A 22,728-nucleotide genomic window follows, 5' to 3' on the forward strand; every position below is an offset into this window, starting at 1 on the left:
TGGCAATTGTTTTGAGGGTAATTGAGTACTATGAATTTTAACAACTTTACCATAAAAGCCCAGGAAGCCGTACAAAAGGCATCCGAAATTGCAACAGGTAACCAGCAGCAAGCTATAGAAACCGCGCATTTACTGAAAGGTTTATTACTGGTTGACGAGAATGTTATAACCTACCTGTTGAAAAAATTAAACGTTAACCTAAACAGGTTAAACGATACGCTTGATGCGCAGATAAAGTCTTTCCCCAAAGTGAGTGGGAGCGATGTATACCTGTCATCGGGCACTAACAGTGCGTTGCAAAAAGCTACAGCTTACTTAAAGGAATTTAAGGATGAGTTTGTATCTGTAGAGCACATTTTGTTAGGTATACTTGCCGGCAATGATGCAACTGCAAGCGTTTTAAAAGATGCGGGTGTAAACGAAAAAGACCTTAAAAAGGCCATCACCAGTTTACGCGGCGATAGCAAGGTAACCGACCAAAATGCCGAAGCTACCTACAACGCATTAAATAAATATGCCCGCAACCTTAATGAATACGCTGAAAGCGGCAAGCTCGACCCGGTTATAGGCCGCGATGAAGAGATCCGTCGTGTAATCCAGATCCTATCACGACGTACCAAAAATAACCCGATATTGGTTGGTGAACCCGGTGTGGGTAAAACCGCCATTGCCGAAGGTATTGCGTTTAGAATCATCAAAGGCGATGTGCCTGAAAGCCTGAAAACCAAAACTGTGTACTCGCTTGATATGGGTGCGCTGATAGCGGGTGCCAAATACAAAGGCGAGTTTGAAGAGCGCCTGAAGGCAGTTATCAAAGAAGTAATCCAAAGCGATGGTGAGATAGTTCTGTTTATTGACGAGATACACACACTTGTTGGTGCCGGTGGAGGCGAAGGTGCGATGGATGCAGCAAATATCCTGAAACCGGCCCTTGCCCGTGGCGAACTAAGGGCAATTGGCGCCACCACACTAAATGAGTATCAAAAGTATGTGGAGAAGGATAAAGCTTTAGAACGCCGCTTCCAGAAGGTGATGGTTGATGAGCCCGATACTGCTGATGCTATCTCTATTCTGCGTGGATTAAAAGAACGGTATGAAGCCCACCATAAAGTACGGATCAAAGACGAGGCTATCATCGCCGCGGTAGAAATGTCGCAGCGTTATATATCCGACAGGTTTTTGCCTGATAAGGCTATCGATCTGATGGATGAAGCCGCTTCAAAACTTCGTTTAGAAATGGATTCGGTACCCGAGGCTGTCGATGAATTAGAACGCCGCATTATGCAACTGGAGATTGAGCGCGAAGCCATTAAACGCGAAAAAGACGACCGCAAGGTAAGCGAGCTGAGCGAAGAAATTGCCAATCTTAGTGCCGACCGTGATTCGTTACGTGCTAAATGGCAGGGCGAAAAAGATATTGTAGATGGCATCAACCAAAAGGTTGAGCAAATCGAAAATTATAAGCTGGAAGCCGAACAGGCCGAACGTGCCGGTGATTACGGTAAAGTAGCCGAATTACGCTACGGTACCATAGTTGAAGCACAGCAGGAAGTTGACAAACTGAAAGCCGCTTTAGCTGAGAACCAGGATGATAGCCGGATGCTGAAAGAGGAAGTTACTGCCGACGATATTGCCGGTGTTGTAAGCCGCTGGACTGGCATCCCGGTAAGTAAAATGATCCAGAGCGAGCGGGAAAAGTTGCTGAGCCTTGAAGCCGAACTGCATAAACGTGTGGCCGGGCAGGAGGAAGCTATCGAAGCCATCAGCGATGCCATACGCCGTAGCCGTGCGGGTTTGCAGGATAAACGTAAGCCTATAGGTTCATTTATATTCCTGGGGACTACCGGTGTGGGTAAAACGGAGCTGGCAAAAGCGCTTGCCGAATACCTGTTCAATGATGAAAACTCATTGGTTCGTATTGATATGAGCGAATACCAGGAACGCCATTCGGTATCAAGGCTGATTGGTGCGCCTCCGGGATATGTGGGTTATGATGAAGGCGGACAATTAACCGAGGCCGTACGCCGTAAACCATACAGCGTAGTATTACTGGATGAGATTGAAAAAGCACATCCGGATGTATTTAACATTTTGTTGCAGGTATTGGATGATGGCCATTTAACCGATAATAAAGGCCGTGTGGTGAACTTTAAGAATACCATCATCATTATGACATCCAACATCGGTTCAAACATCATACAGGAAAACTTTGCTGACCTGGAAGATAATAACCGTGAGGAAGTTATCGCCAAAACCAAGAATGAACTTTTTACCCTGTTGCGTGCTACCATTAGGCCCGAGTTTTTGAACAGGATAGATGAGATCATTATGTTTACCCCACTAAGCAGGGATGAGATAACAGATATTGTAAAGCTTCAGTTCAAACAGGTGCAGCAAACCCTTGCCGAAATGGGTGTAACCATAGAAGCATCAGAAGAAGCTTTGGATTGGCTGGCACAATTGGGTTACGACCCGCAGTTTGGTGCAAGGCCATTAAAGCGTGTTATACAAAAGAAAATACTGAATGAGTTATCAAAACAGATCCTTGCCGGTAAGGTGGATAGGGACAGTAAGATAAAGCTGGATATGTTTGATAACAACTTTGTGTTTATGAATGCCGCTGAGTAAGATTTGATGAGTAAGACGCGTTCATGCAATAGGGCTGCCTTTGGGCTGCTCTTGTTGTTTATAAGAAAAGGCAAGCCAAATAAGCTTGCCTTTTCTTATATGCTTAACCGGCAGTTGCAAGTGCTCACTACAAACGGTTATTGTCCGCTCATTTCAAAACCCCAGTCTTTACCTTTATCAACTGCAGGTACGCCTTTATCCAGCCATACTGGCATTGGCGCGCCCTTTAAAAAGTGGTTAAAGAACTGCGCTTCGCGGATGCTGATATCCTTCTTGTTTTGGCGTTTTACCAGATTATGGGCCTCGTCATTATACTGCAATAGCCAAACAGGCTTGCCCAGCCTGCGCAGTGCGGTAAACATTTCAATGCCCTGGTACCATGGTACAGCACCATCAGCATCGTTACTCATAATAACTACCGGAGTTTTTACTTTCGGGAGTTGAAACAGCGGCGAGTTTTCGATATACAAACCCGGTTTATCCCACAAACTTGCGCCAATGCGGCTCTGCGTTTTTTCGTACTGAAACTGCCTGTTTGCACCGCTTTCCCAACGGATACCACCGTATGCCGAGGTCATGTTGGCCACTGGCGCGCCAGCCCATGCGGCAGCATACATATTGGTTTGGGTGATGAGGTAAGCTACCTGGTAACCGCCCCAGCTTTGGCCCTGTATGCCTATATGCTGCCCATCAACCCATGGGTTTTTCTTTAATGCTTCCACGCCCGAGTTTACAAACTCAACCGCCGATGCACCGGGGTGGCCGGTTTCATAACTGATATCCGGTGCAAAAACCAAATAGCCGTTACTTACAAACCATGAGATTGGCAGGCGCGATGGCGTAGGTGCAGGGGGGATGTAGTTGTATAATCCGTCAGATAGTTTCTCATAAAAATAGGCTATCATCGGGTATTTTTTGGCCGGGTCAAAATCTTCTGGTTTGTATAATATCCCTTTTGATCTGTAGCCTTTGGGTGTCGTCCATTGCACCAGTTCGGCAGTACCCCAGTTGTACTGTGCCTGTTGCAGGTTTATGGCGCTTAGTTTTGTTTCCTGTAAAAGGTCGGTTGATACATACAGATCGGGAGATTGCGTGTAACTGTATTTGGTGTAAATAAACTCATTGGCGTTTTTGGCCTTCTGCAAGCCGCTATAACCCATTGGTGCCATTACAACCTTTTTAGGAGCATAATCGCTGTTTAACTCTTTTTTATAATAGCCCCATTGCTTATTCTCGTCGTTCTGGGCAATCATCCACAACATTTTTTTTGATGGGATGAATTTCTCCTCAGGGTTGTTACTATCATAGCGAAACTCGATATTATACCTGCGGCCCATACCATTTGTAAAATTGGTGGCATGGCCGGTTGCAGGGTCAATGGCCCAAATGTCGTATCGGTCGTAGATCAGTACGCGTTTGTCGTTCTCTTCCCAGGCACTTAAACCATAAGGTGACGGGTCGTCAGGCACATCATTGTCTTCGGCACCCAATTTAACACCAAGCCTGTTGGTGATATTTATTTTTTTACCAGTGGCGATGGTATAGCTGTGCCAGTTCTGATCTTTATAGTCGAACCAAACCACATAATTACCACCCGGCGATATATTGTAACGGGCTTTCAACCGGTCGTTTATGCGCAGGCGTTCGCCGGTTTTGGTATTGATCAAATAAGCGGCTTGTTGCGAGCCACCTTCCCATTGGGCTTGTACACGTGCGCCGGTATCAGTCAGCCCTAAAACAAAGGGTGCATCATTATTATCAGATACCATTATCTCTCGGATTCCTTTATCACCCAACTGCACCAGCTTGTGAGTGCCATCAGCTGGGCGGATAACCGCCTGATAACTGCGTTTTAATTCGCGTTGCAGGTTTTTTAGCTGTTGTGGCTGCAGGTAATCGTCTTTATAGTTCCAGATGTCTACTCGGGCGTTCTCAAAATCTACCAGGGTAGTATCGGCAGGTTTTGGGATTGGCGCTGTACCAAAGAACAAGTTGTTACCGCTTTTGCTGAAAAATATTTTACTGTCGCCGCTTACCGCCCAGTTTACCGGCATACCTGCCGATGTTGATTCGGCAATAACAATAGCACTATCATTTGCAGTGGTGTAGTAATAAAGTTTAAACGGTTTTACTAAAGCTTTTTCAGGGTTCTTTTCGGCGGTAAAGGCAAGCTGTTTGCCGGCATCATCAAAAGTTAAGTTTTTATAATTGCCACGGCCCGTGCTTAAGGTTTTCAATATGTCTTTTTCTATATCATAAATAAACAAGCCCGATACCACGGTTTTGTTCTTTTTAGGCGCTGTTACCGAAAATGCCAGCCATTTACCGTTTTTAGTGAGTTGGTAATCGCTAACATACTTAAAACTACGTGTTTTGCCTTTTAAAAGTTGGTTTACCGTTAATTCAGCACCTTCTTTAACGGGTGGGGCAATAGTGGTTGTAATAGCTTTTTTCGAAGTATCAGATGTTTCAGTTTTTTTAACCGTATCGGCAGTAGAGAGGTAAGCTATAACAGTAGCTTTATCGGCTATTTTAAATGAGCGTATAGCCGGTATTTTGGTTATCGTATTTTTGTCTAAAGTAATGATCCCCAGTGTATCTTTAGGGAATTCAGATTGCTTTTTCTTTTTGATCTTAGCCTGGCGCACATCTTTATAAAACGGCCTTATTAAAAATACAGCGTATTTAGAGTCGGGTGTAAAGCGTGCGGTATCTGCCCGCGGTATATTAATCAGGCTTTTACCGTTACCGCCTGTTATTACCAAATTAGCATCGCCCTCTTGTGGTTTTATAGCGTAAACTATCCATTTACCATCGTTGCTGATGCGTTCACCGGCTATACTTTGCCATCCATCGTAAACAGATTGATCCAACGGTTTTTTTGATGTTTTTTGTGCAGATGCATAAAAACAGAACAGTAGAAATACGGGCAGTAAAATTTTTTTCATATCAAAGCAGATGGTAAGCAGCCCTAATATCTTAAATTTTAATGCTTTGGAAGTTAATGAAATGAAAAAGTTACAAGTTGGCCGACGTTAATTTATGGTTGGCCGCTATTATATTAAATAACCGGTTAAAAAATGCTTTTATTTTAGCCGTTATAGATTGATGAGATACCGTTGGTTGCTGCAGCATATTCGGCATGTCGTTATTATCATTCAGATCGTCTTTTCCTTCCATTTCCTCCAAAACAAACTGGCGGACTCCCGCATCCCGGTTAATGATCTCGTCCATTTCGGTAAGGTCTTTTAAAGTTGCCTGCCCGTTGCTGCGTTTTTTCCAAAGCACTTCAAACCTCTCCTGAGATAGGGTGCGCCTGATAATATACCGATTGTCTTTACTCATGACACTGCTATTGACCTAACATACCTCAAATCAGATGCCATGCTTTTAATTATCTGATTTTTAATTGTTTAAATTGTTTTAATGGTTTTTGTTGGTCGGTTTTAATACAAGCAGTGTACGGATACGTGCAGTGAAATAATAAAGCCGAAAGTTATGCTTCCGGCTTATTGTTTCAGTATGTTTTAATGTATCGCCCGCAATATCCTATTCCAGCGTACCTTATTCAACGTGCTTTGGGTGCTGTCAATACTCATCCAGGTTATCATCGCTTTACCTACAATATGGTCTTCTGGTACAAAGCCCCAGAAGCGCGAATCTTCCGAGTTATGTCGGTTATCGCCCATCATCCAGTAGTAGTTCATTTTAAAAGTATAGGTATCTGCTTTTTTACCGTTAATGATAACAGCAGCACCATCACTGGTAACCTTGTTATGTTCGTAAAATTCTATCGAGCGGCCGTATAAAGCCATGGTAGAGTCGTTCAACGGAATAGTAGTACCTCTTTTAGGGATCAGTAATGGGCCAAAGTTATCTTCGTTCCATTTAAACTTCTCGTTATGCGGGAAGATCTGCGGGCTGTATTCGCCTTTTGGCTCAATAACTTCTTTTATCGATTTGATGTTTGAGTAACCTTTAAACTCATTATAACTATCCGGTGGGATGATCATTTCATAAGTAGTTGGGTTGTACTGATAACGCAAGTCTATTTTTAGATTATGGATCATCTCTGAATTAAGATCTTTGCCATCGGTAGTAACAACGTATGAAGTTTGTCCTTTTGGCGCGTTTGCATAGTATGTACCATTTGCATAAACTTTGCCGTCTTTTATCTCAATAATATCGCCGGGGGTGCCTACACAGCGTTTAATAAAGTGCGTGCGCATATCAACGGGGCGGTCAACAGTTTCAGCAGGATAGTTAAACACAACAGGGTCGCCTTTTTTTACTTCGCCTAAACCGGGCAGCCTGAAATAGGGCAGTTGTATGCCATCCCAATACGTTTTGATCTTGGCACCGGTAACGGTCGATTCCAGGAAGGGGATAGAAACAGGCGTCATGGGCATACGCGCGCCATAAGCCATTTTACTTACAAACAAGTAATCGCCGGTAAGCAGGCTGCCTTCCATTGAAGCGGAAGGGATAGCGTATGCCGAGAATAGTAAACCACGGATAATAGTTGATGCAATTACTGCAAATAAAATAGCATCTACCCATTCGCGCATAACGCTCTTTTTTGGTTTATTAGTGTCTTTTTTTCGGCGTGATAAAAACTTCCAATTCATGGTAATTGTGGTTTATGTTTAACTGTACGTTGATATTAGACTGCCACTGCGTCCATTTGTTACATTATATCCCTACTTCATTATTACACTTGTTTTTAACGGTAATCCTTCTTTGATCGCAATTGAAAAGCTTTGTCCGATATCGGACAAATTTTAATCTATTAAATTTCGTAATAAACTGTATTTCAATATTTAAAATTTGGTATAGCTCTTGCAAAACTCTTGTCAAATTTGATCACAATAACACAATGGACAAGGTAATTGAAGAAGAAGTAACGGCACGTAAAAAGAAAAGTGCCATCATTATAGCAACAGTAATAATTGTTGTGCTGGCAGGGGCTGTATTGTTACTGCGCTCATCATTAAAATCAACCATCAGTAAAACCAGTATCACTACAGCTGTTGTTGAAAAAGGCAGTGTTGAAAATACGTTAAATGCTACCGGCGAGGTTTTGCCCGAGTTTGAGGAGATCCTGACCAGCCCAATTAATGCATCAATAAAAAAAGTGCTGATGGATGCAGGCAATAAGGTAAAAGAAGGCCAATCTATACTTACGCTTGATAAATCGGCCACGCAAACAGAGTTCGAAAGGCTGAACTTTCAGCTACAAAGTAAACGTAACGAGATCAGCAAGCTAAAGCTCGACCTGAGTAAAAGCTTTTTCGATATCCGCTCCAATAACGACATCAAACAACTACGCATCAGCAACCTGGCCGATGCCGTTGAAAACGCAAAGCGCCTTTTTAAAGCCGGCGGCGGTACCCGCGAAGGTATTGAGCAGGCCGAACTGAACCTGAAAGTTGCACAACTGGAAAAGAAACAACTGGAGAACGAGATAAAAAGCAAGCAGCAAACCATGCAGATTGAAATTAAGGAAGCCGAGATAGCCCTTGCTATACAGCAGAATGACCTGCATGAATTACAACGTAAACTAAATCTTGCCAACATCATCGCTACACGCGGTGGGGTGGTTACCTGGATAAACAAAAACATAGGTGCTACAGTGCGCGAGGGCGAATCACTCGCACGCATTGCTGATCTGGGAAGCTTTAAGGTGAACGGCAGCATATCAGACAACTATATGGATCAGTTGCGTAATGGCATGCCGGTTATTATCCGCATTAACGAACAACAGATGAAGGGCCATGTGGCCAACGTATATCCATCTGTACAGAACAGTATTGTAACGTTTGATGTGCAACTGGACGAGCGCAACAACAAACTACTGCGCCCAAACATGAAAGTGGATGTGTTTTTAGTGACAGATCTGCATAATAAAGTAATGCGAGTAGCTAACGGCCCGGCGTTTAAAGGTGCCGATGTGCAGGAAGTATTTGTAATAAACGGCGGCAAAGCCGAAAAAAGAAAGGTACACATCGGCCTTACCAATTTTGATTTTGTAGAGATAAAAGACGGCATAAAACCCGGCGATGCGGTGATAACATCAGATATGAGCGAGTTTAAAAATTTAACCGAACTCACTATTAAAAACTAACGTAATGAAATACCTATACCTTACCATATTACTATCCATTAGCACCACTGCTTTTTGCCGCAGTGGTGCTGATACCCTGCGGCTTAGTTTGCAGGAGGTAGTGGAGATGGCCAAAAAGAACTCTATAGCTGCCAAACAAGCCACTACCGTGCGCGAAACCAAATACTGGCAATGGCGCACATTTAAATCAAACTATCAGCCGCAGCTATCATTAACAGGTATTTTGCCGGGTTACAGCAAAACTTACACACAGGTATTACAGCCAAACGGTACCATATTATTTCAGCCGATACATAATGATAACTCATCCTTACAACTGGATTTTAGCCAGGGTATCACCGCAACTGGTGGTACTATTTACGGCACCACACAAATGCAGCGTTTTTATGATTTCGACAGGGATAATGTGCTTTACAATGGCGTGCCTTATGCTATAGGGTACAGTCAGCCGCTGTTCCAGTTTAATGCCTTGCGATGGGATAAAAAGATAGAACCGTTAAAGTTTAACGAAAGCAAACAGGCGTATATCGAATCGCAGGAGCAGATAGCTTATACGGTAAGCGGGTACTTTTTCGATCTGCTATTGGCGCAGGTGAACCTGCAGATAGCCGAAACCAATTATACCAACACCCAAAAGATCTTAAAAATAGCCAGGCTAAAGTTCGACCTGGGTAAGGTATCAAAGAATGAAATATTACAGCTGCAACTGGAGCAACTGAACGCCCAAAAGGCCGTAGGCACCGCCAAGCGTGATATGGAGATAGCCACGCTAACCCTGCGCAGCTACACTGGTATGGAAAGTGACGATAAAATAGCCTTAATGCTTCCCGGCTCATCTATTAACATGAGTGTATCTGCCGATAAAGTACTGGCCGAAGCGTTCGATAACCGGTCGGACGCGATAGGTTTTATACGCCGTATTGCTGAGGCAAAAAGGGATGTGGCCAAGGCAAAGGGGCAAAGCGGCCTGGTAGCAACACTAACCGCAAACCTGGGTTTTTCTAACAGCTCTCCTAAAATTTTGGATGTTTATAAATCACCGCAAAACCAGCAGTTGCTGCAATTGCAATTTTCTATCCCGGTGTTGGATTGGGGCCGCTCCAAATCGCGTGTAAAAACGGCGCTGGCCAATGAGCAGTTTACCGAGTATGCGGTTGAGCAGGATAAGCAAACTTTTAAGCAACAGATAGTAACACAGGTAACGCTGTTTAATATGATGAAAGACCAATTGGTATTTACCGCGGAGGCCGATAGCATAGCGTCGGAAAAATACCAGATAGCCCGCGAACGCTATGTGTTAGGCGACCTTAGTATCACCGACCTGAGTATCGCTTTTGAAGAGAACGACCGCGCCAAGCGCGATTATGTAGCAGCCCTACGCGATTTCTGGGGTGCTTACTATCAGCTGCGCTACCTATCGCTTTACGACTTTGAGAAAAATCAAAAAATAACTTATAAATAAAAATTCTAAATTAATCACATGATAAAATTACAAAACATTCAAAAAGTATATCGCACAGATACTATTGAAACACTTGCACTTAATGGCATAAACCTTGACGTGGCCAAGGGCGAATTTTTATCTATAATGGGCCCTTCGGGCTGCGGTAAAAGTACACTGCTAAACATTATGGGCCTCCTTGATGAACCTTCTAAAGGAAGCATCAGCATAGCCGAACAAACTACCGGGCGCTTTAACGATAAACAACTGGCTAAATTCCGTAATCAAAAGCTGGGCTTTATATTCCAGAGCTATCACCTGATAGGCGACCTACAAGTGATAGACAACGTAGAACTGCCTTTATTATACCGCGATACAAACGCTAAAGAGCGCAGGCGCTTGGCTACCGAAGCGCTCGAAAAGGTAGGTTTGAGCAACCGCTTAAAGCATTTCCCGAAACAATTATCAGGAGGGCAACGCCAGCGTGTGGCCATAGCACGTGCCATTGTAGGTAACCCTGAAATTATACTGGCCGATGAGCCAACCGGTAACCTGGATAGCGCAATGGGAAACGAGATAATGGACATATTGCTTCAGCTTAACCGAAACGACGGAACCACCATTGTAATGGTTACGCACGATGAAAACATGGCGCAAAAAACCCACCGCCTGGTAAGGTTATTTGACGGATCGCAGGTTCAGTAATTCATCAGCCTAAATAGAAAAAGATCATGTTAAAAAATTACTTCAAAATAGCCATAGCAGTGCTTAAGCGCAGAAAGTTCTTCACTTTCATTAGTTTATTCGGCATTAGTTTTACCCTTACCGTATTAATGTTACTCACCGCTTTTATTGACAGGGTTGGCAATTCAAACTATCCCGATAAAAAACGCGACCGATCATTATACATCCTTAATATGGAAATGACCGGTTCAAAAAATGGCGCTATGAGCAAAGGGCCGCACTCTTTTTATTTTCTAGATCATTATGCTAAAAGCTTAAAAACGCCTGTTAAGGTAGCCATATCGTCAATGTTCGATTTTTCGAGCGCATATGTGAACAATAAAAAAGTGGCTATCAGCATGAAATTTACTAATGCCGATTACTGGGATGTTTTAGATTATGACTTTTTGGAAGGCAAACCTTTTGGTAAACAGCAAATAGAGAACGCCGAAAGAGTTGCCGTAATCTCCGAGGATACCAAAAATGCATACTTCGGCGATGCGCCATCTGTGGTGGGTAAATATATAGAGGTTGATAATATAAAATATAGGGTTAGCGGTGTGGTAAAAAACGTGCCTATTACACAATTAACTATGTATGGAGATATGTACCTGCCATACACCGTATCAAAAAATAATTACACAAAAGACAAAGGTCTTAACGGGAATTTCTCGGGCATACTGCTTGCAAAATCTGCCGATGACCTGCCGAAAATGCAAAAGGAATATTCGGACATGGTATCGCGCATAAAAATCCCTGATAAGGAATTTGACCACCTTTATAGCTTTGCTGATACATACTTTACAAGTTTAATAAGGATAATTCTTGGAAATGGCCCTGAATCTGGTATCTCAAAAATGATCATTGGCCTTAGCATATTTGTTTTCCTGTTTATGCTGTTGCCAACAATTAACCTGGTTAATATAAACATTACCCGCATTATGGAGCGCTCATCAGAGATAGGTGTACGCAAGGCCTTTGGCGCATCGTCGCAAACATTGGTTTACCAGTTTATTGTCGAGAACATTATTTTAACCCTGTTAGGAGGGTTAATAGGTGTGGTGCTTTCTGTAGTAGTTATGCAGATAATTAATAGCTCGGGGCTTATAGCCAACCTTAACCTCAGCCTTAATTATATGGTGCTTTTTTGCAGCTTGCTGGCTTGTTTGGTATTTGGGTTATTATCCGGCGTATATCCGGCCTGGCGTATGTCGCGGTTAAACGTAGTTAACGCCTTAAAGGCATAATACATTCATTAACATTTAAATAAAATATTATGATTAAGCATTTGTTTAAGCTGATCTGGAATAAAAAGAAGCAAAATTTTTTACTCATTACGGAGATATTAGTATCCTTCATGGTAATATTTGCGGTGTTTATTTTGGTAGTAAATTACTATCAGCATTATAAACAGCCCATGGGATTTGAGTATGACCATGTATGGGTTGTCAATTACCAAAGCGACGTTAAAATCAAAGATAAAGATTCGTTAGATGTATACTATAAAACCATATTGAGCAATATTAAGGCCATGCCGCAGGTGCAGGAAGTAAGTTTTGCCAGCTCAAACGTACCGTTCTCGGCCAATACGCACATGAACAATGTAGATTATAAAAAAGTGCATGTTAACCGTGTTAATTATTACACCGCAGGTGATGCTTATGATAAGGTGTTAAATATGAAGGTAACAGAAGGCCGCTGGTTTGGCAAGCAAGACGATGCCGCGACAGTTAAACCGGTAATTATAAACCGCACTTTAAGGCAGCAGTTGTTTGGCAATGGCAAGGCCCTTGGCGAAAAAGTGGGCGGCAATGACAGTAAAAGGATTATTGTAGGTGTAGTAGAAGATGTAAAAGCTAAAGGTGATTACCAGGAGGCCGGGCTTGCCATGTATGAGCGCATAGATACATCATCAAACGATGGCAGGGGCAGGATATTGGTAAAAGTTAATGCTAATGCCGATGCTGCTTTTGAAAGCCGCCTGTATAAACTAATGGCCAGTAATTCTAATAATTCAGGTATTGAGATAGAACACCTTACAGATAAGCGTAAAACCATCAATAACACTACGCTTATACCCATGATAATTTTACTTGTTGTAGCCTGTTTCCTGATCATTAATGTGGCTTTAGGTTTATTTGGGGTGCTTTGGTACAATATAAATAAACGCAAAGGCGAAATAGGTTTACGCCGGGCAATTGGTGCCAGCGGCGATTCTGTGTCATGGCAACTGGTAACAGAATCTATGATACTGGCTACGCTGGCGCTTTTTATCGGGATATTTTTTGCGGTGCAGTTTCCGTTGCTGAATGTATTTGACTTGCCCGCAAGTGTTTATCTAACGGCAATACTTTTATCGGTTATGTTTATTTACCTGCTGGTGTTAATATGCTCATTATATCCCGGCAAACAGGCTTCAGCAATTTTACCGGCAATTGCTTTACATGAAGAATAATACTTTAATTTTGACTGTATGATATTGGTTATTGACGATGATATTGCTGTGCGCACCTCGCTGCTTTTACTGCTGAAAAGCCAAAAGTACGAGGTAGCAGGTGCCGAAACACCTGCCGAAGCTTTAAAGATCATCAAAGGCAACGCACCACAGCTTATTATTCTCGATCTTAATTTTTCTATCAGTACTTCGGGCGAAGAAGGCATGGTTTTGCTTGCGCAGATTAAGAAGCTGGAGCCTAACATCCCCGTGATACTGATAACCGGCTGGGGCAGCATTAACCTGGCCGTACAGGGCATGAAAATGGGTGCCAATGATTTTATTAACAAACCATGGGATAACGGGCACCTGCTACAATCTATAAAAACACTGATAGATTTGCAGGGGCAAAAGGAAGTAAGCCTTACCCGTAAGCAGCTCGATAAAGAGTATAACTTTCAGCACATTATTGGCGAAGACCCGCTAATGCTGCAAATATTGGAAACCATCGGCCGTGTTGCCGGCACAGATGCCTCTATCCTCATAATGGGGGAAAGCGGCACAGGGAAGGAACTGATAGCCGAGGCTGTGCACCAAAATAGCCTGCGCGCCAATAAACCTTTTATAAAAGTGAATTTGGGCGGTATTTCCACCTCATTGTTTGATAGTGAGATGTTTGGCCATATTCGCGGGGCGTTTACTGATGCGCGTTTTGACAGAGCCGGGCGCTTTGAACTGGCAAACAAGGGCACTATATTTTTAGATGAAATAGGCGACCTTGATGCCGGCAGCCAGGTAAAACTGTTACGGGTATTGCAAGACAGGACCTACGAGGTATTAGGTAGTAGCCGCACCAAAACAGTTGATGTACGCGTGGTTTGTGCTACCAACAAAAACCTTAATCAAATGGTGAACAGCAATACTTTTCGCGAGGATCTGTTATACCGCATTAACCTGATAACCATTACCCTGCCATCCCTTCGCGATAGGCCGGGCGATATACCACTGCTGGTAAACTTTTTTATCAATAACCTTAAGCAGATCTACAATCGGCCGCAACTTACGGTGTCAAAAACTGCTATGAAGTGGCTGCAGCAACTGCCGCTACCGGGTAACATCCGGCAGTTAAAAAACCTGGTGGAGCGCTCTATATTGGTTAGCAAAGGCAACGAACTGGATATTGATGATTTTAAATCGCAGTTAGAGCAATCGCCCATAAAACAAGGGAACGCCAAAGTGCCGGCTGTCGGCAGTATCACGCTCGAAGAAATGGAGATTGAGATGATAAAAAAAACGATGCTTTATCATAAAAATAAGGTAGCCAAAGCGGCAACGGCACTGGGGCTTACCCGCAGCGCCCTGTACCGGCGATTAGATAAGTTTGAGATACCCTACGATGAAGCTGAGGACTAAATACATCCTTTTTGTAACCATATTACACCTGCTCACCCTTGGGCTTACTTTCTTTATTTTTAATGAGAAAAGGGTTTATTTTATCGCATCAGAGGTATTTATCATTATATCTCTGGTTATTGCCATAAGGCTTTACGGGCAGCTTATACGCCCTATAAAAATGCTTTTACAAGGCATTGAAGCCCTGAAAGACCGCGATTTTAATGTTAAATTTTTGCCTACCGGTAAGCATGAGGTAGACCAACTCATCAACGTATACAACCAAATGATAGACCAGTTAAGAACCGAGCGTACACAGCAGGAAGAACAGCACTTTTTCCTGGAGAAGCTCATTTATACTTCGCCAACAGGTATTATTATTATGGATCATGACGAACAGGTGCAGCAAATAAACCCTAAAGCTTTGCAGATATTGGGCATGGATGAAAAGGAACTTATAGGTAACAATATTAAGGAACTGCAGCACCCCCTTTTTGAACAAGCCAAAGTGTTAAAAGCCGGCGAAACCATCACCGTTAAACTTAGTGGTATCACCACCTATAAGCTGCAAAAATCGCACTTTATTGACAGGGGATTTCAACGCGATTTTATTATGATCGAGGAACTTACCGCCGAGATACTCGCTGCCGAAAAGAATACCTATGGTAAGGTTATCCGTATGATGGCGCACGAGGTGAATAACACCGTTGGGCCGGTAAACTCCATCATTCAATCTACCCTCAAAAGCGATGAGCTTTGGCAAAACCAAATCGATAACCAGTTAAATAATGCCCTGCAGGTGGCTTTCGACCGAAACCAAAACCTGAACCATTTTATGCGCAATTTTGCCGACCTGGTGAAATTGCCCGAAGCCAATAAAAAGCAAATTGATTTGAATGAGTTACTTGATTCTATAGCTCATTTGATGCGGGTAAAGGCGCAAGACAGTAATATCAAATTGGTCTATCAATCGCCTTCGCAGCCATTTTATATTATAGCTGATGTACAGCAGATGGAACAGGCGCTCATCAATATCGTAAAAAACGCCATCGAATCTATTGGAAACAATGGCGTAGTTGAATTTAAGTTAGATACAAAAAAACGGCAATTGATGATCTTAGATAATGGTAAAGGCATCAGCATTGAAGAAAGTTTACAACTTTTCACCCCGTTTTATAGTACTAAAAAGGATGGACAGGGTATAGGGCTTACTTTAGTGCGCGAGATAATGCTGAACCATGGTTACGGGTTTTCACTTAAAACAATAGCAGTAAGGCAAACCGCTTTTACAATCAGCTTTTAGCGTATTAAAATAGTATCATTTTGACAAATACTTGCGTAAATTTACTTAATCAAGTAAACCAATTATGGCAACTCAAGTATTATCTGCAGAGCAGATAGCAGCATATCATCGTAATGGTTATATCGTGATCAAGGGGTTTTGTTCGGCTGCAGAAATTGACAGGTTGTACACAACCGCATTGAATGACGATGCAATGCGTAAAAATGCCCTTGACCTGAACGACCAAAGCGGTAAAAAAACGCGTCTTTCATTATGGTTTACGCCGGGTAATGATGTTTTTGGTTATTTAACCCGCAGCGAAAAGATGATAACCCGTGTTAGTCAGTTATTGGATGGCGATGCACCTGTTTGTCATTTTCATTCCAAATTGATGCAAAAAGAGCCAAAGGTTGGCGGTGCGTGGGAGTGGCACCAGGACTACGGTTACTGGTATAAAAATCAGTTCATGTTTCCTGATCAGTTAATGAGTGTAATGGTGGCGCTAACTAAAGCCAATAAAGAAAACGGTTGCCTGCAGGTAATAAAAGGATCGCACAAACTGGGCCGTGTTAACCATGGTTTTTCGGGCGAGCAGGTTGGCGCGGATATGACGATGGTAAACAATGCCCTGCAAACTATGGAACTGGTATATTGTGAGTTGGAGCACGGCGACGCCCTATTCTTTCATAGTAATTTGCTGCACCGGTCGGAAGCTAATCTATCCGATGGGCCGCGCTGGTCTATCATTTCATGCTATTCGCTGCAAAGCAACCTTGCCTATAACGAAACATCAACCTCGTGGAAAACGCCTGTAGCTGTTGTACCCAATGAAGCTATTTTGAACTGGGACGCAGGTTCATTATCAAATAATGATTTCCTGGCCAAAGAGAACGACCCGGCTTTGAAAGAAACAGGTTGGGAGAAGTAAAGCCTTGCTATTTGCTTTTGCGCTTTTTAGCCGGCCTGGCAATTTTATTATAGGCAAGCGAAGTGTCTACCCAATAATCAAAATCTTTATGGTTTCGCAGGGCGCCTTCCTCAACGTAAACATAACCCTTCATGGTTCGGCTGCCCATAGTCATGACGCTGGCGCCATTCTTTTCTAAAGCATTTTCAAACTCATCAGGGCCAACACGGCAAAGCAGGTCGGCATTGCGTACACAGATACAAAGCTTATCATCAACCATAAAACACAAACCGCCAAACATAGCTTTTTCGGTAACATTTGAGGCGTCAACTAATGCTTCGCGTATACGGTTTGCCTGTTTTTCGTCGTATCCCATGTTAATTACTCTACTGTTATCTCATCCGCAAATATGTACGATGGGCTTCCCTTGCTTTCGTGCCATTCGGGTAATGCCCCAAATTGTTTGGCAACAACTTTAATATACCTTGTTTTTTTATTGATGGGGGCAGTATATTGCTGTGTTTGCGGGGTAAGGTCTTTTACATCTACCTTGCTGTTTACCGTTGCAGCAAGTTTGTAATTTTTGCCATCATCAGACAACCAAAACTCAACCGATCCTGGGAAAACTATCCATGAACGGGTATCTTGCAAAGTCCCTATACTTACCTGCTTAACGGGTTTTACCTGCTCCAGATCGAGTATCGCTACCAGATCGTTGTTTTGGTAGCCTTGCCAGTTACCGAGGCGCCAGTTGGCTGTTCCGTGTATGCCGTTTATCAGTGTTTCATCGCCCTGTGCAGAATAGTTTGATAGGTATTTGTGAACCAGTGTAAGCTTAATATCACCGCGTATTTTAGTGAAGGTAGCCTCATCAACAAAACTGCTTTTACCAGCTCTTATGGCAATGGCCTTAACTGTGGTGTTTACCATAATGTTGATGGGCTTACTGTATTCTGTTGATGCTGATGTAGGTGTGCTGCCATCCAGTGTGTAATAAACTTTGGCGGCGCTATCGGCACAGGCTATTTCTACACTGATGGATTGTTTAAAGGTTTTGGTACCCGATATAATGTATGGGTTTGGTACGATCAACTCATCTGTTATATTCGATGTTGGTTTTTCCAGATCCTGTATGAATAATTTATTGACTAATCTGCCGGTGTACACTTCAAATTCTCCGCCCTTTGCAACATCCTCATACTTCAGGTACAATTTGCCGTAAGGCTTTTTATCAAGGTTCATACCCTGCAGGTAAAAATTACCACGGCTTACAGTAGCACCGGGATTACTGATAATGAATTTTTTTCCGTTCTCCATATTGATGGTGATCTTCTCGAACTGCGGTACCCCAACCTGGTATTGCTGCTGCCCCGGCGCTATATTGTAAATACCTAAACAGCTCATTATATACCATGCCGACATTTGCCCGCAATCCTCATTCCCCGAAAGGCCATCAGGTTGGGCGCTATATTGCTCGCGTAATATTTTGCTTACGTAGTACTGGGTTTTCTCGGGCGAGTTGGTGAAATTATACAGGTATGCTATATGGTGGCTTGGCTCATTACCATGCGCGTATTGGCCAATTAGGCCGGTAACGTCATCCTGCTGGCGACCGCTTAATTTGGCATTGGTGCTAAATAATTCATCGAGCTTCGCCTCGAAATTTGCTTTACCGCCCAGGCTTTTGATAAGCCCTTCTACATCCTGCGGTACTAAAAAGCTATACTGCCAGGCATTACCCTCGGTATAATTATTGTTTATTTCGGTAGGCTCAAAAGGGGTGTACCAACCGCCATTATCCCGGGCCTGCATAAATCCGTTTTGGTTATTATGTACGTTTTTCCAATACTGGGCACGCTGAATATATTCTTTATAATCCTGAGGTTTGTTCAGCATTTTGGCCATCTGAGCAATGCACCAGTCGTCAATAGCATAATCAAGCGTTTTCGCAACCGATTCGTGTTCTACATCGGCATTAACTGCACCTGTAGCTCTATAGTTATCCAATCCAAACTGGTTGCGATTTACGGCTGCTTTCATAGCGGTAAATGCTTCCTCAGCGTCAAACCCTCTTATACCTTTTGCATAGGCATCAACAATAACCGGGATGGAGTGGTTGCCCACCATACAATAAGTTTCGGTAGTAGCCAGTGGCCATATCGGTAATAAACCACCTTGTTCGTAAACAGCTAAAAAGGTTTTAATAAAATCAAGCGTTCGTTTACGGTCGATGATATTTAATAGCGGGTTTTCTGCACGGTAAGTATCCCACAAAGAAAACGCCGTATAATATGTAAAGCCGTTTGCTGTATGGATCTTTTGATCCATGCCCCGATATTGCCCGTCCACATCATTGTAGATACTTGGTGCAACCATGCAATGGTATAATGCTGTGTAAAATATTACCTGTTTTTGTTTGGCATAATCAGGTTCTGCTTCTTTTTTACCTTTAACAGCAGGTTTGGTTGTTCCGTAAGGGTTATATACCGAGTTTGCCTCGCGCTGTGCCGTAATATTGGGTGCACCGCCCTCAACCTGTATTTTTGAAAGTTCTTCATTCCATGCAAGCTTGGTTGCTTTTACAACCTTTTTAAAGTCGAAGTCGGGCATTTCGGCATCCATGTTTTTCAAAGCACCTTCAGCACTAACTGATGATATAGCAACCTTTGATATAACTGTACCCGGGTCATCAAACTGGATGTACATTTTTATGTTTTTGCCCTGCAGTTTGCTTTTCCCTTGTTGTACCTGGTCGTCTGAAGCTATGCCGTAAGCTTTAAACGGCTTTGAAAACCTGGCATAGAAATATAAATGCTGATCGGTAGCCCATGATTTTGAACGACGGAAACCACGAATCTCGTGGTTGTTCACTACCTCGATCCAGCTATCCAGTACTTCGTCACGGTGTTGCAGGTCGATAATGATATTGCCTTGCGGTGCATTCTTGTAATCGTATTTATGCACCCCAACCCTGGTTGTGGCGGTAAGTTCTACGCCGATGTTATATTTATCGAGCAGGGTACTGTAATAACCTGGAGAAGCTACTTCATTAGCTTTTTTAAAGCCCGAGCGGTATTCGGTATTTTTTAGTTGGGGTTCGCCGGTGGTTGGCATAAATAGCACGTCGCAAAAATCGGCGATGCCGGTGCCGCTCAAGTGGGTATGCGAGAAGCCATACACCACGCTATCTGTATTATGATAGCCCGAAACACCGTCCCATCCCTCTAAACGGGTATCAGGACTTAACTGCACCATACCGAAAGGGGCAACCGCGCCAGGATAAGTGTGGCCGTGGCCACCTGTACCTATAAAGGGATTTACAAATTGGGTAACGTCTTTCTTTTTCTTTTGGGCCGATGCGTTAAACGCCGTAAACAGGGCTAATACAATTGCAACACCACGAACTATAGATCTCATTTAAAAAACTTTTAGGAAGGCGCAAAATAGCAAGATTTATTGAGGTAGGAAAGAGCCATTTATAGGTAAATAGCGAGCATCTTCACGATCGTTAATTAGTTAAGTTATTGATTATCAACTTACTTAGAAAGGTCTGCTGACAAGCTATTATTAGTGCGCCCTTAAAACGCCCTTAAAACGCCCCGAAACGGCCTTTTTATTCCGTAGTGTTCACGTTCACGGCCGTGAACACTCGTGAACGCTTGTATTTAGCTTATAATCAGCTGTTTCGTAATTTGCAGTTGAGCAATTGAGTTGCCACCATTTTTTAAAATGCCCGTTATTGCAATGGGGCGTGTGATAAGAGGTGGTTAATCCTCTATCGTAAACTTATCAGCATCTTTTAAGAAAGGCAGTGCGCGGCGGGCTTTTTTAACTTCATCGCCAATAATGGAGAAGGTATATACATCTTCTTCATCGCGTTTGTAGTAAACCACGTTACCGTTAGGGTCAATACAGGTAGAGTCGCCGGAGTGGTAGATCTCGTTGCCATCGTGCCCAACGCGGTTAACACCTATAACATAAGCCTGGTTCTCAACCGCGCGGGCGGGTATAAGCGTACGCCAGTGCGGGGCGCGTTTCTCGGGCCAGTTGGCAACTATCATCAGCAGGTCGTAATCTTCGTTAACATTGCGCAGCCAAACCGGGAAACGCAGATCGTAACAAATGGCGGGGCAAATTTTCCAGCCGTTTAGTTCCACTATTAGTTTTTGTGTTCCGGGGGTGTAAACGGTGTGTTCTTTGCCTAAAGCAAATAGGTGGCGTTTATCGTAATGTTCATGGCTGCCATCGGGGCGTACCCAAAGCAGGCGATTATAAAACTTATCGTTTTCTTTAATAATGATACTGCCCGTTACCACACATTCATATTTCTGTGCAGTTTTTTGCATCCATTGCATGGTTTTACCATCCATAGTTTCGCCTAATGCTTCGGCATTCATGGTGAAACCGGTATTAAACATTTCTGGCAGGATGATAAGATTGGTTTTTTCGCGTATGTTGGATAACCGCAACGAAATGTTTTGCAGGTTTTTATCAGTGTTTTCCCAAAATAAATATCCCTGGTATACCGTAATTTTCAGATTATCCATAAACGTGCTTTTTTTAGGTAGCGGCAATTAAATTATACGTAAATGTTTGCCGTAAGGTTAAACCTTTATCAATTTATCAACGGCTTTATCCAGCGTTTCTTGCCTTTTGGCAAAACAAAATCGCAGAACATGCCTGTCTGTACCTTTGCGATAAAAAGCAGATACAGGTATAGCAGCCACACCAATTTCTTTGGTTAAACGTATAGCAAAGTCAGTATCTTTTTCATCTGTAATAGCATCATAAGTTACCGATTGAAAGTACGACCCCGAGCATGGTAATAACTTAAACCTGCTTTGCTCCAGTCCGCTACGGAAATGGTCGCGCTTTTCCTGGAAAAATGCAGGCAGGCTCATATAAGTGTTCTCATCCTTTAAATATTCGGCAATGGCATACTGTAAAGGCGTGTTAACGCTAAACACTAAAAACTGGTGGATCTTCCTGAATTCCTGCATTAAATACGCAGGGGCAAGGCAGTAACCCATTTTCCAGCCGGTAGCGTGAAATGTTTTACCAAATGATGCTACTATCATGCTGCGCTGCTGTAATTCGGGGTATCGGGCCATACTGTGATGCTCCTGCCCGTCAAAAACCAGGTGCTCATACACTTCATCGCTTAATATTAGTATATCCTGGTTTTTAACCAGCGCGCTTAATTCGTCAATATCCTCGCGGCTTAAAATAGTAGCGGTAGGGTTATGCGGCGAGTTAAGGATGATCATTTTTGTTTTATTGCTCACCAGTCTTTTCACCATATCCCAGGCAATACGGTAGTCGGGCGGCTCCAGCTCTAATGATTTTACCACGCCGCCCATCAGCTTAATGGCGGGGGCATAACAATCATAAGCCGGCTCAAACATAATCACCTCATCATTCGGGTGGATAATAGCGCTTATAGCTGTAAAAACAGCTTGTGTGCCGCCTGCGGTAACGGTAATTTCCGTTTCCGGATCGTACCGGGCACCGTAAAGCTTTTCGGTTTTAATGGCAATTTGCTCGCGCAGGGCCATAACGCCGGCCATAGGCGCGTACTGATTGTGGCCATTCTGCATAGCCTTATGTACCAGTTCAATCAATTCTGGCGAACAGGAATAATCCGGGAAGCCCTGCGATAAATTTATCGCCCCATGTTCGGCAGCCAGTGCCGACATGGTGGTGAATATGTTTGTCCCGGTTTGGGGTAATTTAGAAATAACAGGTATCATGTAGGGGGCTAAATTAACCAATAAACGCAATTTTAGCCACATTGTTT

16 protein-coding genes are annotated in these 22,728 nt (G+C 43.1%); 9 read left to right on the forward strand and 7 right to left on the reverse strand.

Annotation, left to right across the window (positions count from 1 at the left end; all coding sequences use genetic code 11):
* Positions 1–30: 30 nt before the first annotated feature.
* A complete protein-coding gene (clpB, locus tag IDJ75_RS16550; protein ID WP_191176726.1) occupies positions 31–2,628 on the forward strand; it encodes an ATP-dependent chaperone ClpB in 2,598 nt (865 codons plus the stop codon).
* Positions 2,629–2,765: 137 nt separating this feature from the next.
* On the opposite strand, the gene IDJ75_RS16555 is transcribed toward clpB, so the two are convergent.
* The 3 genes from IDJ75_RS16555 to lepB all read right to left on the reverse strand — a co-directional run bounded on the left by IDJ75_RS16555 (position 2,766) and on the right by lepB (position 7,256).
* Positions 2,766–5,576: an alpha/beta hydrolase family protein gene (locus IDJ75_RS16555; protein ID WP_191176727.1), complete on the reverse strand. Its 2,811-nt coding sequence runs from the start codon at positions 5,574–5,576 to the stop codon at positions 2,766–2,768.
* Between the two features lie 70 nt (positions 5,577–5,646).
* On the reverse strand, positions 5,647–5,973 hold the full coding sequence (locus IDJ75_RS16560; protein WP_191176728.1) for a hypothetical protein: 327 nt from the start codon (positions 5,971–5,973) through the stop codon (positions 5,647–5,649).
* 182 nt (positions 5,974–6,155) lie between these two features.
* Positions 6,156–7,256 carry a signal peptidase I gene (lepB, locus tag IDJ75_RS16565; RefSeq protein WP_191176729.1) on the reverse strand — a complete coding sequence of 367 codons (1,101 nt, stop codon included), beginning with the start codon at positions 7,254–7,256 and terminating at the stop codon, positions 6,156–6,158.
* 248 nt (positions 7,257–7,504) lie between these two features.
* Here lepB and IDJ75_RS16570 point away from each other — a divergent pair, with 248 nt between their 5' ends.
* From IDJ75_RS16570 to IDJ75_RS16605, 8 genes are all read left to right on the forward strand, one after another.
* The gene (locus IDJ75_RS16570) at positions 7,505–8,752 is read left to right on the forward strand and encodes an efflux RND transporter periplasmic adaptor subunit (RefSeq protein ID WP_191176730.1); all 1,248 of its coding nucleotides are present in this window, start codon (positions 7,505–7,507) and stop codon (positions 8,750–8,752) included.
* Positions 8,753–8,756: 4 nt separating this feature from the next.
* On the forward strand, positions 8,757–10,214 hold the full coding sequence (locus IDJ75_RS16575) for a TolC family protein (protein WP_191176731.1): 1,458 nt from the start codon (positions 8,757–8,759) through the stop codon (positions 10,212–10,214).
* Positions 10,215–10,232: 18 nt separating this feature from the next.
* Positions 10,233–10,898, forward strand: coding sequence for an ABC transporter ATP-binding protein (locus tag IDJ75_RS16580; protein WP_191176732.1), 666 nt, complete (start codon positions 10,233–10,235; stop codon positions 10,896–10,898).
* Positions 10,899–10,924: 26 nt separating this feature from the next.
* The gene (locus IDJ75_RS16585; protein WP_191176733.1) at positions 10,925–12,163 is read left to right on the forward strand and encodes an ABC transporter permease; all 1,239 of its coding nucleotides are present in this window, start codon (positions 10,925–10,927) and stop codon (positions 12,161–12,163) included.
* A 29-nt stretch (positions 12,164–12,192) separates the two neighbouring features.
* Entirely contained in the window at positions 12,193–13,371 is a 1,179-nt protein-coding gene (locus tag IDJ75_RS16590) for an ABC transporter permease (protein ID WP_191176734.1), read from the forward strand.
* Between the two features lie 18 nt (positions 13,372–13,389).
* On the forward strand, positions 13,390–14,763 hold the full coding sequence (locus IDJ75_RS16595; protein ID WP_191176735.1) for a sigma-54-dependent transcriptional regulator: 1,374 nt from the start codon (positions 13,390–13,392) through the stop codon (positions 14,761–14,763).
* Positions 14,747–16,045, forward strand: a complete 1,299-nt coding sequence (locus tag IDJ75_RS16600; protein WP_191176736.1) for a sensor histidine kinase — start codon at positions 14,747–14,749, stop codon at positions 16,043–16,045. Before IDJ75_RS16595 ends, IDJ75_RS16600 begins: the two co-directional genes overlap by 17 nt.
* Before the next feature lie 64 nt (positions 16,046–16,109).
* Positions 16,110–16,952 (forward strand): phytanoyl-CoA dioxygenase family protein, encoded by an 843-nt coding sequence (locus IDJ75_RS16605; RefSeq protein WP_191176737.1) that lies wholly within the window; start codon positions 16,110–16,112, stop codon positions 16,950–16,952.
* A 7-nt stretch (positions 16,953–16,959) separates the two neighbouring features.
* Here IDJ75_RS16605 and IDJ75_RS16610 read toward each other — a convergent pair whose 3' ends face one another.
* The 4 genes from IDJ75_RS16610 to IDJ75_RS16625 form a co-directional block, all read right to left on the reverse strand.
* Positions 16,960–17,307 carry a TfoX/Sxy family protein gene (locus IDJ75_RS16610; protein ID WP_191176738.1) on the reverse strand — a complete coding sequence of 116 codons (348 nt, stop codon included), beginning with the start codon at positions 17,305–17,307 and terminating at the stop codon, positions 16,960–16,962.
* A 5-nt stretch (positions 17,308–17,312) separates the two neighbouring features.
* Positions 17,313–20,348 (reverse strand): GH92 family glycosyl hydrolase, encoded by a 3,036-nt coding sequence (locus tag IDJ75_RS16615; RefSeq protein ID WP_191176739.1) that lies wholly within the window; start codon positions 20,346–20,348, stop codon positions 17,313–17,315.
* 350 nt (positions 20,349–20,698) lie between these two features.
* Positions 20,699–21,478, reverse strand: coding sequence for an amidohydrolase (locus IDJ75_RS16620; protein ID WP_191176740.1), 780 nt, complete (start codon positions 21,476–21,478; stop codon positions 20,699–20,701).
* 57 nt (positions 21,479–21,535) lie between these two features.
* Positions 21,536–22,681 (reverse strand): methionine aminotransferase, encoded by a 1,146-nt coding sequence (locus tag IDJ75_RS16625; protein ID WP_191176741.1) that lies wholly within the window; start codon positions 22,679–22,681, stop codon positions 21,536–21,538.
* Positions 22,682–22,728: the final 47 nt, after the last annotated feature.

The sequence above is a fragment of the Mucilaginibacter rigui genome (assembly GCF_014773275.1).
GTDB lineage: Bacteria > Bacteroidota > Bacteroidia > Sphingobacteriales > Sphingobacteriaceae > Mucilaginibacter > Mucilaginibacter rigui_A.

Coding starts and splice junctions, on each gene's coding strand:
- IDJ75_RS16555 (WP_191176727.1), bottom strand. CDS start 5,576: ATGAAAAAAATTTTACTGCCCGTATTTCTACTGTTCTGTTTTTATGCA.
- IDJ75_RS16560 (WP_191176728.1), bottom strand. CDS start 5,973: ATGAGTAAAGACAATCGGTATATTATCAGGCGCACCCTATCTCAGGAG.
- clpB (WP_191176726.1), top strand. CDS start 31: ATGAATTTTAACAACTTTACCATAAAAGCCCAGGAAGCCGTACAAAAG.
- IDJ75_RS16585 (WP_191176733.1), top strand. CDS start 10,925: ATGTTAAAAAATTACTTCAAAATAGCCATAGCAGTGCTTAAGCGCAGA.
- IDJ75_RS16570 (WP_191176730.1), top strand. CDS start 7,505: ATGGACAAGGTAATTGAAGAAGAAGTAACGGCACGTAAAAAGAAAAGT.
- IDJ75_RS16620 (WP_191176740.1), bottom strand. CDS start 21,478: ATGGATAATCTGAAAATTACGGTATACCAGGGATATTTATTTTGGGAA.
- lepB (WP_191176729.1), bottom strand. CDS start 7,256: ATGAATTGGAAGTTTTTATCACGCCGAAAAAAAGACACTAATAAACCA.
- IDJ75_RS16615 (WP_191176739.1), bottom strand. CDS start 20,348: ATGAGATCTATAGTTCGTGGTGTTGCAATTGTATTAGCCCTGTTTACG.
- IDJ75_RS16575 (WP_191176731.1), top strand. CDS start 8,757: ATGAAATACCTATACCTTACCATATTACTATCCATTAGCACCACTGCT.
- IDJ75_RS16600 (WP_191176736.1), top strand. CDS start 14,747: ATGAAGCTGAGGACTAAATACATCCTTTTTGTAACCATATTACACCTG.
- IDJ75_RS16590 (WP_191176734.1), top strand. CDS start 12,193: ATGATTAAGCATTTGTTTAAGCTGATCTGGAATAAAAAGAAGCAAAAT.
- IDJ75_RS16610 (WP_191176738.1), bottom strand. CDS start 17,307: ATGGGATACGACGAAAAACAGGCAAACCGTATACGCGAAGCATTAGTT.
- IDJ75_RS16595 (WP_191176735.1), top strand. CDS start 13,390: ATGATATTGGTTATTGACGATGATATTGCTGTGCGCACCTCGCTGCTT.
- IDJ75_RS16625 (WP_191176741.1), bottom strand. CDS start 22,681: ATGATACCTGTTATTTCTAAATTACCCCAAACCGGGACAAACATATTC.
- IDJ75_RS16605 (WP_191176737.1), top strand. CDS start 16,110: ATGGCAACTCAAGTATTATCTGCAGAGCAGATAGCAGCATATCATCGT.
- IDJ75_RS16580 (WP_191176732.1), top strand. CDS start 10,233: ATGATAAAATTACAAAACATTCAAAAAGTATATCGCACAGATACTATT.